This is a genomic window from Serratia sp. CY83965 (genome assembly GCF_052166375.1).
Taxonomy (GTDB): domain Bacteria; phylum Pseudomonadota; class Gammaproteobacteria; order Enterobacterales; family Enterobacteriaceae; genus Serratia; species Serratia marcescens.
In genome coordinates this window covers 388,728-402,015 of sequence record NZ_JBJNOV010000004.1, presented here as the reverse complement: position 1 = coordinate 402,015, position 13,288 = coordinate 388,728, and the positions used below count along the sequence as shown (strand labels likewise).

Annotated in this window: 13 protein-coding genes; 4 read left to right on the top strand and 9 right to left on the bottom strand. The window is 61.6% G+C overall.

Features of this window, described 5'->3' with window-relative positions; all coding sequences use genetic code 11:
* Nucleotides 1-50: 50 nt before the first annotated feature.
* The gene (locus ACJ8PL_RS12740) at nucleotides 51-1,265 is read right to left on the bottom strand and encodes an aspartate aminotransferase family protein (RefSeq protein WP_016927383.1); all 1,215 of its coding nucleotides are present in this window, start codon (nucleotides 1,263-1,265) and stop codon (nucleotides 51-53) included.
* 658 nt (nucleotides 1,266-1,923) lie between these two features.
* Here ACJ8PL_RS12740 and ACJ8PL_RS12735 point away from each other — a divergent pair.
* Nucleotides 1,924-2,898 carry an alpha/beta hydrolase gene (locus ACJ8PL_RS12735; protein ID WP_016927382.1) on the top strand — a complete coding sequence of 325 codons (975 nt, stop codon included), beginning with the start codon at nucleotides 1,924-1,926 and terminating at the stop codon, nucleotides 2,896-2,898.
* A gap of 2 nt (nucleotides 2,899-2,900) precedes the next feature.
* Here ACJ8PL_RS12735 and ACJ8PL_RS12730 read toward each other — a convergent pair whose 3' ends face one another.
* From ACJ8PL_RS12730 to ACJ8PL_RS12705, 6 genes are all read right to left on the bottom strand, one after another.
* Nucleotides 2,901-3,869: an ABC transporter ATP-binding protein gene (locus ACJ8PL_RS12730; RefSeq protein WP_016927381.1), complete on the bottom strand. Its 969-nt coding sequence runs from the start codon at nucleotides 3,867-3,869 to the stop codon at nucleotides 2,901-2,903.
* Nucleotides 3,859-4,845: an ABC transporter ATP-binding protein gene (locus ACJ8PL_RS12725; protein ID WP_016927380.1), complete on the bottom strand. Its 987-nt coding sequence runs from the start codon at nucleotides 4,843-4,845 to the stop codon at nucleotides 3,859-3,861. Before ACJ8PL_RS12725 ends, ACJ8PL_RS12730 begins: the two co-directional genes overlap by 11 nt.
* Entirely contained in the window at nucleotides 4,842-5,792 is a 951-nt protein-coding gene (gene opp4C, locus ACJ8PL_RS12720) for an oligopeptide ABC transporter permease (RefSeq protein ID WP_016927379.1), read from the bottom strand. Before opp4C ends, ACJ8PL_RS12725 begins: the two co-directional genes overlap by 4 nt.
* Nucleotides 5,793-5,796: 4 nt before the next feature.
* Nucleotides 5,797-6,753, bottom strand: a complete 957-nt coding sequence (locus ACJ8PL_RS12715; RefSeq protein WP_004934604.1) for an ABC transporter permease — start codon at nucleotides 6,751-6,753, stop codon at nucleotides 5,797-5,799.
* Between the two features lie 48 nt (nucleotides 6,754-6,801).
* On the bottom strand, nucleotides 6,802-8,457 hold the full coding sequence (locus ACJ8PL_RS12710; RefSeq protein WP_016927378.1) for an ABC transporter substrate-binding protein: 1,656 nt from the start codon (nucleotides 8,455-8,457) through the stop codon (nucleotides 6,802-6,804).
* Nucleotides 8,458-8,644: 187 nt separating this feature from the next.
* Nucleotides 8,645-10,063: an aminotransferase-like domain-containing protein gene (locus ACJ8PL_RS12705; protein ID WP_004934613.1), complete on the bottom strand. Its 1,419-nt coding sequence runs from the start codon at nucleotides 10,061-10,063 to the stop codon at nucleotides 8,645-8,647.
* A gap of 144 nt (nucleotides 10,064-10,207) precedes the next feature.
* Between ACJ8PL_RS12705 and ACJ8PL_RS12700 the strand changes: the two genes are divergently transcribed.
* Genes ACJ8PL_RS12700 through ACJ8PL_RS12690 form a run of 3 tightly spaced genes read left to right on the top strand, consistent with a single transcriptional unit; the run spans nucleotide 10,208 to nucleotide 12,785 of the window.
* Nucleotides 10,208-11,608, top strand: coding sequence for a cytochrome ubiquinol oxidase subunit I (locus tag ACJ8PL_RS12700; protein WP_016927376.1), 1,401 nt, complete (start codon nucleotides 10,208-10,210; stop codon nucleotides 11,606-11,608).
* 2 nt (nucleotides 11,609-11,610) lie between these two features.
* On the top strand, nucleotides 11,611-12,618 hold the full coding sequence (gene cydB / locus ACJ8PL_RS12695) for a cytochrome d ubiquinol oxidase subunit II (protein ID WP_016927375.1): 1,008 nt from the start codon (nucleotides 11,611-11,613) through the stop codon (nucleotides 12,616-12,618).
* A 14-nt stretch (nucleotides 12,619-12,632) separates the two neighbouring features.
* A complete protein-coding gene (locus ACJ8PL_RS12690; protein WP_016927374.1) occupies nucleotides 12,633-12,785 on the top strand; it encodes a DUF2474 domain-containing protein in 153 nt (50 codons plus the stop codon).
* Nucleotides 12,786-12,794: 9 nt separating this feature from the next.
* Here ACJ8PL_RS12690 and ACJ8PL_RS12685 read toward each other — a convergent pair whose 3' ends face one another.
* The gene (locus ACJ8PL_RS12685; protein ID WP_033650914.1) at nucleotides 12,795-13,061 is read right to left on the bottom strand and encodes a hypothetical protein; all 267 of its coding nucleotides are present in this window, start codon (nucleotides 13,059-13,061) and stop codon (nucleotides 12,795-12,797) included.
* Entirely contained in the window at nucleotides 13,058-13,282 is a 225-nt protein-coding gene (locus ACJ8PL_RS12680) for a hypothetical protein (protein ID WP_016927372.1), read from the bottom strand. The genes ACJ8PL_RS12685 and ACJ8PL_RS12680 overlap by 4 nt, the downstream gene beginning before the upstream one ends.
* Nucleotides 13,283-13,288: the final 6 nt, after the last annotated feature.

The window sequence follows — 13,288 nt, the reverse complement described above, 5'->3', positions numbered from 1 at the left end:
TGCGAACCTCTTCTGAATCAGGCTGCGCCGGTGAAGGCGCAGCCCGCTGATTAGCTGCAAATGCGCGCCACGGCGCGCGCGAATCGCGCCAGCCCCTCTTTCACATCCTGCTCAGGGATGATCAGCGACGGCGTGAAACGCACCACGTCCGGGCCGGCGATCAGCGCGATAACGCCTTCTTCGTTGGCCAGTTGGGTGATCTGCTTCGCTTTGCCGGCATAATCTTTCTTCAATTGGCAGCCGATCAGCAAACCGCCCCCGCGGATCTCGGCGAAGATCGGGTACTGGCGGTTGATGTCGTTCAACCCGTCGATGAACCACTGGTGACGTTGCTTGACGCCTTCCAGCACTTCCGGCGTGTTGATGATGGAGAACACTTCCCCCGCCACCGCCGTCGCCAGCGGGTTGCCGCCGTAGGTGGTGCCGTGGGTGCCGACGCCCAGCGTTTTCGCCAGCGCATCGGTGGTCAGCATCGCGCCGATCGGGAAGCCGCCGCCCAGCGCTTTGGCGGTCGTCAGCACGTCCGGCACCACGCCGTACTGCATGTAGGCATACAGGTGGCCGGTGCGTCCGACGCCGGTCTGCACTTCGTCGAAGATCAGCAGCGCGTTATGACGATCGCACAGTTCACGCAGCCCCTGCAGGAAACTGGCCTCCGCCGGCAGCACGCCGCCCTCGCCCTGGATCGGCTCGACGATCACCGCGCAGGTGCGATCGTTGATAAGCTCGGCCGCTGCGGCCAGATCGTTATACGGCGTATGGGTGATGCCGCCCGGCAGCGGCGCAAAATCCTGCGAATATTTCGGCTGGCCGCCGGCGGAAACGGTGAACAGCGTACGGCCATGGAACGCGTTGTTGAACGCCACAATCTGATCTTTACCGGCGCCGTACTGGTCGTGCGCATGCTTGCGCGCCAGTTTCAGCGCCGCTTCGTTGGCTTCTGCACCCGAATTACAGAAAAACACCTTGTCGGCGAACGTGGCGTCGATCAGTTTTTTGGCCAGACGCAGTACCGGTTCGTTGGTATAACCATTGCCCAGATGCCACAGTTTGCCCGCCTGCTCCACCAGCGCCGCCTTGACCGCCGGGTGCGCATGGCCCAACGCGTTAACCGCGATGCCGCCGGCGAAATCGATGTAAGACTTACCCTGCTGATCCCACACCTGCGATCCTTCGCCACGCACCAGAATAAAATCGGCAGGGGCATAAACCGGGACCATCCAGTCATCGAAAGACTGGCGGGTAACTGCGATTGGCTGTTCCATAGTGACCTCATAATCTCAGCAAAGGCTGAATTTTGACTGTAAGGGCCGCTCAAGCCCGATTAGACCGCCACAATGCAAAAAAACCGTTGTTCAAAACCGACTTTCGCGGCGGAGAAAATGCTGTCCCTCACCGCTGATTTAGAAACAAATATGTTACATAAAATCGGTTTTTCACTATTTATGGCGTATATCCGGTCCCTGAGCGGGGAGTAAATGTTAACGAGCAGTTAAAATACATGTCGTTTGATAAAGAGTGTAGAGCAGCTATCGTGCCAAAACGGGATTTTTGCCGGATTTTGCTATTTTTTACGTTAAAACAACGGCTTATAATGAATATTTATTCATTTTCTATGCATTGGTAATGCATAAATTAAAAAATAAGGCCTAAAATCATCATTGCGTGCGAAATCCTATTCAATTACGAAAAACTTCAGGATTTCTGATCGGGCTCGCAAAAATAATTTCACCCAATTTGCTCGCTATCACACTTTTTGCCCCCATCGGGTGCGGCGGCGCGCCAGCATGGTGCAACGCGGCAGCGACGCCACCCGCTATACTCGCGCAAAAGGAGCCGCGTTGACCGCGGTTCCTGCTTTGTACGCCAGCGACTACACTGTGATCCTGACCGCCCCTTCTCTTCTGCGCACAAGGAGCCACCATGCCCAAGAAAACCGTCGATCTCAGCCAGCCGCACGCCCAACACGACATCCGCGCGTTTCTCGACGCGCTGAATGCCGCCGGCGGTAAACCCATGGAGCAGATGAAGCCCAAAGAGGCGCGCAGGGTTTTGGAGGACGCGCAACGCAGCGTCGAGGTGCCGCTGCGCGAGGTGGAAATCAGCGAGAAAACCATCCACGTTGAGGGCCAGGATATTCTGCTGCATCTGGTGCGACCGGCCAGGGTCAAGGAGGCGTTGCCGGTATTCATGTTCTTTCACGGCGGCGGCTGGGTGCTGGGCGATTTTCCCACCCATGAACGGCTGGTGCGCGATCTGGTTTACAGCTCCGGCGCGGCGGCGGTGTTCGTCAACTACCCCCGTTCCCCGGAAGCGCATTACCCACAGGCGATCAATCTGGCCTATGCCGCCACGGAATGGGTGGCCGAGTACGGCGAAAAAATCAACGTCGATGGGTCACGGCTGGCGGTGGTCGGCAACAGCGTCGGCGGCAATATGGCGGCGGTGGTCAGCCTGATGGCCAAAGAGAAAGGCATACCGGCGCTGCGTTGCCAGATCCTGCTGTGGCCCGTCACGCACGCCCATTTTGATACCGATTCCTATCATCAGTTCGCCGAAGGCCATTTCCTGACCCGCAACATGATGAAGTGGTTTTGGGACAGCTATGCGCCCGATAAGGCGCAGCGCAAAAACATCTACGCCTCGCCGCTCAACGCCACGTCGGAACAGCTGCGGGGCTTGCCGCCGGCGCTGGTGCAAACCGCCGAGCTGGACGTGTTGCGCGATGAAGGGGAAGCTTACGCGCGTCTGCTTGACGCCGCCGGCGTCGAGGTTACCGCCACCCGCTACAACGGCCTGATCCACGATTACGGCCTGTTGAATCCGCTCGCCCACGTCCCGGCGGTGCATTCGGCGATCCACCAGGCCGGGCGCGCGTTGAAGCACTATCTGTCCTGACGCTAGCCAACCACGTGGCAAGCCACCTGATGGCCGGGAGCCACGCTGCGCAGATGCGGCGCCTGTTCACGGCATTGCGCCGTGGCCAGCGGGCAGCGGGGATGGAAACGGCAACCGCGCGGCGGGTTGGCGGGGTTCGGCGGCTCGCCGCCGGCCGCCCACGCCGGCGAACGTTGCGCATCCAACGTCGGCACCGCCGCCAACAAGGCCTGCGTGTAGGGATGCAGCGGCTGGCGAAACAGCGAATCGCGGTCGGCGCTCTCGACGATCTGCCCCAGATACATCACCGCCACGTCCTGGCACAGATGCTCCACCACGCCGAGATCGTGCGAAATAAACAGCAGCGTCACCCCCTGCCGTTCCTGCAAATCGGAAAACAGATTGATGATCTGCGCCTGGATCGACACGTCGAGCGCCGATATCGGTTCATCGGCGACGATAAATTCCGGTTGCAGGATCAGCGCGCGCGCGATGCCGATGCGCTGCCGCTGGCCGCCGGAAAACTCATGTGGAAACCGCCCGTAATGCTGCGGCGACAGCCCGCAGATCGCCAGGGTATCGAGCACCCGTTCGCGCAGTTCCGCCTTGCTTGCCAGGCCGTGCTGCAACAGCGCTTCGCCGATGGCGTCGCCCACGCGCAGACGCGGGTTCAGCGAGCTGTACGGATCCTGAAACACCAGCTGCATTTTCGGCCGCAGGGCGCGCAGCGCGTCTTTGTTGAGGCTATCCAGCGCCTGCCCTTTGAACAGCACCTCGCCGGCGGTTTTATCGTGCAGGCCGAGCAGCGTGCGGCCGACGGTGGTTTTGCCGCTGCCGGACTCGCCCACCAGCCCGAAAACGCGCCCCTTGCGGATGCTGAAGCTGACATCATCCACCGCCTTCAGTTGGCCGGTGGTGCGCCCGAACAGCCCGTCGCGCAGCGGAAAATATTTCTTTAACCCCTTTACCTCCACCAAAGGTTCAGTCGACATACGGATGCCCTCCGGCATTGAGAAAACAGGCGGACTGACGCTGACGGGAGCCGTACAGCGGCGGAATGCCGTCGCGGCAGCGAGCGGAGGCCTGCGCGCAGCGCTCGGCGAAAGCGCAATGCTCCGGCAGCCGCGCCAGATCCGGCACCTGACCGGGAATGGAGTACAAGCGGCGTCGCCGCTGCCCCGGCACCGGCCGCGAGGCGATCAGCCCCTGCGTATAGGGATGCCTCGGCTCGTCCAGCACTTCCCGGGTCGTTCCCTGCTCGACGACGCGCCCGGCGTACATCACCGCCAGCCGATCGGCCATCTGGGCGATCACCCCGAGATCGTGGGTGATCAAGATCATCGCCATGTTGTGTCGCCGGCTCTGCTCGCGCAGCAACGCCAGGATCTGCGCCTGCACCGTAACGTCGAGCGCCGTAGTCGGTTCGTCGGCGATCAACAGCGCCGGGCGGCACCCGATCGCCATAGCGATCATCACGCGCTGCAGCATGCCGCCGGAAAGCTGATGCGGGTAGCAGCGCATCAGCGCCTCCGCGCGCGCCAACCCCACTTCCGTCAAGAGTTGAATCGCCTGACGCCAGGCCGCTTTCGGCGACAGAAGCAAGTGCCTGATCAGCGGCTCCACCAGCTGTTCGCCGAGGGTCAACACCGGATTCAGCGCGCTCATCGGCTCTTGAAAGATCATCGCCAGCCGGTTGCCGCGCAGATCCGCCATCTTGGATGCCCGCAGCGACAGCAGGTTTTGCCCTTCAAAGCGAATCTCACCGCCGTCTATCTGCGCCAGCGGCTGCGGCAACAGCCCCATCAGCGCCATGGCGGTCACGCTTTTGCCGCAGCCCGATTCACCGACGATCCCCAGCGTTTGCCCGGCCTGCAGTTCCAGGCTGACCTGTTGCACCGCCCGCACCGGCCCCTGCTCGCCCTGAAACGACACCGACAGCCGGTCGAACGCCACCAGCGGTTGACTCATCGTTTTACCCCGCTCATTTTCGGATCGAGCGCGTCCCGCAGGCCGTCGCCCAAGATATTGATCGCCACCACGGTGACGAAGATCGCCAGCCCCGGCGGCATCCACAGCCAAGGGCGGCGCTGAAAGTCGATCAGGCTGTTGGCGGCGTCCATCATGTTGCCCCACGACGGCGTCGGCGGCACCACGCCCAGCCCAAGGTAGCTCAACGCCGACTCGCTGAGGATGGCGTTGGCCACCGCCATGGTGGCGACCACCACCAAAATCGGCACGGTATTGGGCAACAGATGGCCGAAGAGGCGCCGCCGGGTGGAGAGCCCCAGCACTTCGGTGGCCAACATGAAATCCCGCTCGCGCAGCGACAGGATCTGGCCGCGCACCAGCCGCGCCAGTGACGGCCAGCCCAGCAGGCTCAGCATGATCATCACCATGTAGATGCGGTAGTCCGGCGACACATCGAGTTCGGTCAGCATCGCGCCCATGATGATCAACAGCGGCAGGCCGGGAATGGTCATCAGCAGATCGGCGAAGCGCATGATCAGCCGATCCGCCACGCCACCCAGATAACCGGAAAGCGCCCCCAGCACGTAGCCCAGCGTCACCGACAGCAGCATCGACACCAGGCCGATGGTCAGCGATATCCGCCCCGCCAGCAGCAGCCGGGTGCAGATATCGCGGCCGAGAAAGTCGGTGCCCAACCAGTGCGCGCCGCTGGGCGCCTGATTGATATTCAGCACATCGCCGGCATCGTCGCGCCACGGCGACAACGACGGCCCAATCAGGCACAGCAACGCCAACAGCACCAGCAACGCCAGCGAAATCATCGCCGGCCGGTGGCGGCGCAGCCGTCGCCAGGCCTGCGCCGCGGGCGGTGGCGACAGTTGCGCCAGCGCCGGCAGTTGCGCCTGGCGCCAGCGGCGACGGCGGCCGAAAAACAACGTAGCCAACATCGTGTTACCTCAAGCGAATGCGTGGATCGGCGTAGGCGTACAGAATGTCCGCCAGCAGATTGCCGAGAATGGTCAAGGCGGCCAGAAACAGCGTGAACCCCATCAATACCGGGTAATCACGCGCCGCCAGCGAATCGATATGGATATGTCCGGCGCCCGGCCAGTTGAAGATTTTTTCGGTGATCAGCGCGCCGGAGAACAATCCCGGCAGCTCGAACCCCAGCAGGGTGATGATCGGCAACAGCGCATTGCGCAGCGCGTGTTTGAGGATCACCGTTTTCTCCCTGAGCCCTTTGGCGCGCGCGGTGCGAATATAGTCCATGCGGATCACCTCCAGCATGCTGGCGCGGAAATAGCGCGTCAGGCTGCCGGCCTGCAGCATCACCAGCGCCAGCACCGGCAACAGCAGGTGCGCCGCCACCTCCAGCGCCCAGGCCAGCCCGCTCGCCTCGCTGCCGGTGCGCAGCATGCCGCCCGCCGGCAGCCAGTGCAGATCGACGGCGAACCATTTGATCAGCAACAGGCACAGGAAGAACGTCGGAAACGACATGGCGGCGAACACCGCCACGGTGATCAGATGATCGAACAGTGAATAGGGTTTCATCGCCGAGATCACCCCCACCGCCAGCGCGATGCCCCAATACAACACCATCGCCACCGCCGCCAGCAGGAACGAGTTCCAGATGTATTGGTTCAGCAGCGTGCTGACCGGGATCTGGTACTGCAGTGAAAAGCCGAGGTCGCCCTGCAGCAGCCGGCCAAGCCAGTGCAGATAGCGGCTGAACAACGGCTGATCCAGCCCGTACAGCGCCCGCAGCTCGGCGGCGCGTTGCGCGGTCAGGTTGATGTTGCCGTCGATAAAGTCGCCGGGCGCCAGGGCGAAAATGCAAAAAATCAGCAAGGAAGCCAACAACAGCATCGGGATAGTCTGCAACAGACGGCGCAAGATAAAGTTTCTCATCGCGGGTTCCATCGCCGCCGCCCGGAATGGCGCGGCGGCGTCAGGGCGTTACGGCGCCGGTTTGACGTTCGGCAGGCTGCCGACCAATCCGTTATAGATATCCGGTTTAAAGCCGGTGACGCGCGCGCTGCTGGCGCTCAAAATCTCGCGGTTGCCGAGCAGGATCACCGGCGGATCGTCCGACAGCGCCTGATACAACTGGTGGTACAGCGGCTTGCGCTGGGCGATATCCAGCGTGGCGTTGGCCCTGGCGATCAGCGCATCCACCTGTGGGTTATGGTAGCCGGTCTCGCTCTCGCGGCTGATGAAATCGCGCACGCCGTCGTGCGGATCGTTCAGCGTACTGGTGCTGAGGGACGCCAGGTCGTAATTGCCCGCCTTGCGCTGCGCCAGCAGCGCGTTGAAATCCAATACCTGCGGTTTCAGCACCACACCGAGCCGGCGGTAGTTATCCTTGGCGATCGGCACCAGCGCGTCGTTGATCAGCTTTTTGGTCACCAGCAGCGTCAGCTCCAGCTTTTTACCGTCTTTCTGCCGGATGCCGTCAGCGCCCACCTGCCAGCCAGCCTCGTCCAACAGCTTTTTGGCCTTATCGAGATCGTAAGCGTAAGGATTGATGCCGTTGGCGTCGTAAGCCCAGGAAATCGGCGAAATCGGCTGGTTGGCGACCTTGCCATACCCTTGGTACACCACGGCGATCAATTTTTGCCGATCCAGGCCGTAAATCAGCGCCTGACGCACCCGCTTGTCCTGCAGCGCCGGGCGTCTGAGGTTGAAATCAACGCGGCTGTAATCGCTTGAGCTGTAAAGGTTGATATTGGCGAAGCCGAGCAGCTTGAGCTGTTCGATATCGTCCGGCTTGGCGGTAAAGGCGTCGTAGTCGGTCTCACCGGTCTGGAACAGCTGGAAGTTGGTGGCCGGGTTGGTGACGCGGTAGATAAAGCGCGCCATCGGCGGCGGGCCGAGGTAGAAGTTCGGGTTGGCGTGGAAGCGGATCTCCTGCCCCGGCACGTACTTGTCGTAAATATAGGGGCCGTTGCCGAGCGGCTTGCCGTTGAAAGCGCGCACGCTGTCGAGCTTGCCGCGCTGATAGTCTTTGCCGTAGTAAGCCCGCGACAATACCGGCCCGCCAATCAGTTGCAACGTGGTCGCGCCCGGTTGGGTGGTGACGATCTGAATGGTGCGATCGTCGATCACCTTCAGCCCGCTGATGCCGGCGGCGGTACCGTTTTTATACTCGGCGCCGCCCTGGATGTGCGCCGGCGTGATATCGGTGTCGCCGTCATAGGCCGGATCGTGCAGCAGCGTCAGGGTAAAGGCGATATCGTCGGCTTTCAGCGGCGAGCCGTCGCTGTAGACCAGATTCGGCCGCAGCTTGATGGTATAGGTCAGATTATCGGGGCTGACCTGCCAGGATTCCGCCAGGCGCCCTTCCGGCTTGCCCTGGCTGTCCAGGCCGATCAGGCGGCTGAAGATCACGTCGGTCACGTTCTCGTCCCAGCCGTTGGTGAACAGATACGGGTTGAAAATCCCCTGCGGTTCCGAGATGCCCGCCACCACGGTGTCTTTGCGCAGCTTGGCGGCGGCCGGCACCCGGCTGACGTCGCTGGCCGGCGTGATGCCTTCGGCCAGCGTTTCCGCCTGCGCGCCGGCGCTCAATCCCAGCGCGCAGATCAACGCCAGCGGCGTCAACCGATAACGCAACAGTTTGTTTAGCTTGTTTTTTATTCTACTCACCCACTGCCCCTCGTCTACCCGTTGATAAAAATGTGACAAAATTTATCGCAGAGTAATGGGCGGCTGGAGGGCTGTCTAACAACGAAACCGGCATTCCATTGCCGAAAAAAGCATTATGAATTTTTCTGGGGCGAAGCGGCGGGAAAAATGCGGTTCAGCCGGCCGCCGCCAGCCCCCGGATAAGTTTGGCTAAGGTTTTTATCGCCTCTTCAAAGCGGTCATTCCATTCAAAAGAGGCGTTGAGACGGAAGCAGTGGTTGAAATGGTCGCCGGTGGTGAACATGCGCCCCGGCGCGATGCTGATGCCCCGGGAAAGGGCCCGCCGGTACAGCTCCATCGACGACAGCGCCGGATCGAGCTCCAGCCACAGGAAGTAACCGCCGTCGGGCTGGCTGACCTTCACCGTCGGCGGGAAATGGTGGGCGATCGCCTGACGCATCGCGCTTTGGCGCTGGGCCAGCAGGCGGCGCAACCGCCGCAGGTGGGTGTCGTAGCCGCCGTGCAGCAGATAATCCGCCAGCGCCATCTGGGTCGGCACGCTGGTGGAAACGGTGCTCATCAGCTGCAAACGCTGGATCTGCTGCGCATAACGCCCCGCCGCCACCCAGCCGACGCGAAAGCCCGGCGCCAGGCATTTGGAAAACGACGAACAGTGCAGAATTTGGCCGCCGCTGTCGAGCGCCTTGGCCGGCAACGGCCGTTCGGCGCTGAAGTACAGCTCGCCGTAGACATCGTCTTCGATCAGCGAGATCTGCCGTTCGCGCAGCAGCGCCACCAGACGCTGTTTGTTAGCTTCCGGCAGGGTGGCGCCCTGCGGGTTCTGGAAGTGGGTCATCAACCAGCAGGCTTTGATCGGATACTGTTCCACCGCCTGCTGCAGCGCGTCCAGATCGATGCCGTCCTGCGGATGGGTGGCGATCGCCACCGCCTTCAACCGCAGCCGTTCCAGCGCCTGCAACGCGCCGTAAAACGCCGGCGACTCGATCGCCACATAGTCGCCCGGTTGGGTCACCGCCTGCAGGCTGAGGCTGAGCGACTCCATCGCCCCGGCGGTGATGACAATTTCGTCCGGCGCAACCTGCATGCCGCTCAGCGCATAACGTTGGGCAATGTGCCGCCGCAGCGCGTCGTTGCCCGGCGGCAGGTTGGCCAGCGAACTGTGCGGCGTGAACTTGCGCGCTACGCTGCTCAGCGCCCGCGCCAGCTTCGGCTGGGCGAACAGCGTGGCGTCGGGAAACGCCGAACCGAAAGGCACGATGTCCGGATCCTTGCAGGCCTGCAGCACGTCGAAAATAAAGGCGTTAATGTCCACCTGCTCGCTCAGCAGCAGTTTCTCGCCGCGCGAAGGCTGAGGCAGCGGCTGCGGACGCGCCGCCACATAGTAGCCCGACTGCGGCCGGGCGACGATCCACCCCTGGCTCTCCAGCAGTTGATAAGACTGCACCACCGTCATCAGGCTCAATCCGGCGCGTTTGCCGCTCTCGCGCAGCGAAGGCAGCTTGTCGCCCGCCCGCCACACCCGGTTCTGGATCTGTTCTCTAATCTGCTGCGCAAGCTGCTCGTATCGGGTCATAACCATTAACTGTTATATGAAAAAGTAAAATAACTGTCACTATTATAGTCACTGTACTTCGTGATTAACTTAACGCCAAGCTTTTCACATAAAAATGACAGCTATACTCAAGAGGTTAATTTATGTTCAACCCTAGGAGGCGCCATGCTGGGTCTTGATGCACTGGAACTCGCCAGAATACAGTTCGCCTTCACCGTGTCTTTCCATATCATTTTCCCCGCCATCACCATCGGTTTAGCCAGCTATCTGGCGGTGCTGGAAGGATTATGGTTGAAAACGCACAATGAAGCCTACCGTGAGCTTTACCATTTCTGGTCAAAGATTTTCGCCGTTAACTTCGGCATGGGCGTGGTGTCCGGGCTGGTGATGGCCTATCAGTTCGGCACCAACTGGAGCTTCTTCTCCGAGTTTGCCGGCAGCATTACTGGGCCGCTGCTGACTTATGAAGTGCTGACCGCCTTCTTCCTCGAAGCCGGTTTCCTCGGCGTGATGTTGTTCGGCTGGAACCGCGTCGGCCCAGGGCTGCACTTCTTCGCCACCTGCATGGTCGCGCTCGGCACACTGATCTCCACCTTCTGGATCCTGGCCTCCAACAGCTGGATGCAGACGCCGCAGGGGCATGAAATCATCAATGGCCAGGTGGTGCCGGTCGACTGGCTGAAGGTGATCTTCAACCCGTCCTTCCCGTACCGCCTGTTGCACATGTCCACCGCCGCCTTCCTCTCCTCGGCGTTCTTCGTCGGCGCCTCTGCCGCCTGGCATCTGCTGCGCGGCCGCGATACCCCGGCGATGCGCAAAATGCTGTCGATGGCGATGTGGATGGCGCTGATCGTCGCGCCGGTGCAGGCGATGATCGGCGATGCGCACGGCCTGAATACGCTGAAACATCAGCCGGCGAAGATCGCCGCCATCGAAGGCCACTGGGAAAACCCGCCGGGCGAAGCCACGCCGCTGATCCTGGTCGGTTGGCCGGACATGCAGCGTGAAGAGACCCGCTTCAAGCTGGAGGTGCCCTACCTCGGCAGCCTGATCCTGACGCACAGCCTGACCGAGCAGGTGCCGGCGCTCAAATCCTTCCCGCCGGAGGACCGCCCCAACTCCACCGTGGTGTTCTGGTCGTTCCGCATCATGGTCGGGCTGGGCATGCTGATGATTCTGGCCGGGGTGTGGAGCCTGTGGCTGCGCTGGCGCGGCGGGCTGTATCAGTCGCGCCCGTTCCTGTACTTCATTCTGTGGATGGGTCCATCCGGACTGCTGGCGCTGCTGGCGGGCTGGTTCACCACCGAGATAGGCCGCCAGCCGTGGGTGGTGTATGGCCTGCTGCGCACCAAGGATGCGGTCTCCGCGCACGGCGATCTGCACATGAGCATCAGCCTGCTGGCGTTCATTATCGTCTACTGCTCGGTGTTCGGCGTGGGGTATTCCTACATGATGCGCCTGATCCGCAAAGGGCCGCAGCCGCATGAACACCAAGAAGACAATACCGAGGGCCGCCCGGCGCGTCCGCTGTCCGCGGTCAACGACACTCTGGACGACAGGAGCTGAACATGGGTATCGATCTTCCGCTGATTTGGTTTGTCATCATCGTGTTCAGCACCATGATGTATGTGGTGATGGACGGTTTCGACCTGGGCATCGGCATCCTGTTTCCGTGGGTGAAAGAGAGCGGCGACCGCGATCTGATGATGAACACCGTCGCCCCGGTGTGGGACGGCAATGAGACCTGGCTGGTGCTGGGCGGCGCGGCGCTGTTCGGCGCCTTCCCGCTGGCCTATTCGGTGATCCTCGACGCGCTGGCGATCCCGCTGACGCTGATGCTGATCGGGCTGATTTTCCGCGGCGTGGCCTTCGAGTTTCGCTTCAAGGCGACGCCTGAGAAGCGCCATATCTGGGACAAGGCGTTTATCTGGGGCTCACTGTTCGCCACCTTCAGCCAGGGTGTGGTGGTAGGCGCCGTGATCAACGGCTTCCCGGTCGAAGGCCGCACCTACGCCGGCGGCGCGCTGGACTGGCTGACGCCGTTCGCGCTGTTCTGCGGGCTGGGGCTGGTGGTGACCTACGCCCTGCTCGGTTGCACCTGGCTGGTGATGAAAACCGCCGGTGATCTGCAGGCGCGCATGTATCACCTGGCGACGCCGCTGCTGGCGATCCTGTTGCTGGTGCTGGCTGCGGTCAGTGTCTGGACGCCGATCGCCCATCCGGAAATCGCCGCCCGCTGGTTTACGCTGCCGAACCTGTTCTGGCTGCTGCCGGTGCCGCTGCTGGTGCTGCTCAGCGCCTGGGGCATTCACCGCGGGGTGAAACGCGGCGCGCACTACTCGCCGTTCATGCTGACGCTGCTGCTGGTGTTCCTCGGCCTGAGCGGGCTTGGCATCAGCATCTGGCCGCACCTGATCCCGCCGGCCATCAGCCTGTGGGACGCCGCCGCGCCGCCGCAGAGCCTCGGTTTTATGCTGGTGGGCGCGCTGTTCATCATCCCGATCATTCTGGTCTACACCTTCTGGAGCTACTACGTGTTCCGCGGCAAGATCAGCCATGAACACGGCTATCACTGAGGAGGGAGGACGCTATGCAAGATAAAACGGCGGCAACCGCTCCGGCGCCCTGGTGGAAACGCATCGGTTGGCTGGTGATCATCTGGAGCGCCAGCGTGCTGGGGCTGTTCGTGGTCGCCTCGCTGTTCCGCCTGCTGATGACCGCGGCGGGCATGAAGTCGCATTGACGCGGCGCCTTATCTGGACGCGCTGTTGGGAAAGTAAAAAGAGACCACCAGCGTGACCAGCGGCAAGGCGCCGATCTTGACCAGTTCGAACACTTGACCGAGCGCTTCGTTTTTGTCCCAATAGGCGTGGGCGGCGAATACGCCCACGCTGACGGCGAATATCCCGCACAGTACCTGGCGTGCCAGGCGCAGTCGCTCCATTTCGTCGAAGACCAAGACCTGCTCCAGATAAACCTGGCTGGCCTCATCGCGCAGATTACGGCTTTCGATGTTCATGGGAAGATCTCCACGACCCGCCCCACCGCTTCAAGCTGTTCACCATTCTCCCGTACAATGCCAAGAGAAGTACCATCCTGTTTCATCCAGTACTTATCGGCAATGGCGATCAGTGCAAACGCCATTTTAATTACCTCGGTTTTTTCCATCCCGTGACGCCGGGCAATATCGTTCAGATCATCATCAATTTTATTCGATAACCGAATCGGCAAGCTGCGCATACTCCA

Coding starts and splice junctions, on each gene's coding strand:
- ACJ8PL_RS12740 (WP_016927383.1), bottom strand. CDS start 1,265: ATGGAACAGCCAATCGCAGTTACCCGCCAGTCTTTCGATGACTGGATG.
- ACJ8PL_RS12735 (WP_016927382.1), top strand. CDS start 1,924: ATGCCCAAGAAAACCGTCGATCTCAGCCAGCCGCACGCCCAACACGAC.
- ACJ8PL_RS12730 (WP_016927381.1), bottom strand. CDS start 3,869: ATGTCGACTGAACCTTTGGTGGAGGTAAAGGGGTTAAAGAAATATTTT.
- ACJ8PL_RS12725 (WP_016927380.1), bottom strand. CDS start 4,845: ATGAGTCAACCGCTGGTGGCGTTCGACCGGCTGTCGGTGTCGTTTCAG.
- opp4C (WP_016927379.1), bottom strand. CDS start 5,792: ATGTTGGCTACGTTGTTTTTCGGCCGCCGTCGCCGCTGGCGCCAGGCG.
- ACJ8PL_RS12715 (WP_004934604.1), bottom strand. CDS start 6,753: ATGAGAAACTTTATCTTGCGCCGTCTGTTGCAGACTATCCCGATGCTG.
- ACJ8PL_RS12705 (WP_004934613.1), bottom strand. CDS start 10,063: ATGACCCGATACGAGCAGCTTGCGCAGCAGATTAGAGAACAGATCCAG.
- ACJ8PL_RS12700 (WP_016927376.1), top strand. CDS start 10,208: ATGCTGGGTCTTGATGCACTGGAACTCGCCAGAATACAGTTCGCCTTC.
- cydB (WP_016927375.1), top strand. CDS start 11,611: ATGGGTATCGATCTTCCGCTGATTTGGTTTGTCATCATCGTGTTCAGC.
- ACJ8PL_RS12690 (WP_016927374.1), top strand. CDS start 12,633: ATGCAAGATAAAACGGCGGCAACCGCTCCGGCGCCCTGGTGGAAACGC.
- ACJ8PL_RS12685 (WP_033650914.1), bottom strand. CDS start 13,061: ATGAACATCGAAAGCCGTAATCTGCGCGATGAGGCCAGCCAGGTTTAT.
- ACJ8PL_RS12680 (WP_016927372.1), bottom strand. CDS start 13,282: ATGCGCAGCTTGCCGATTCGGTTATCGAATAAAATTGATGATGATCTG.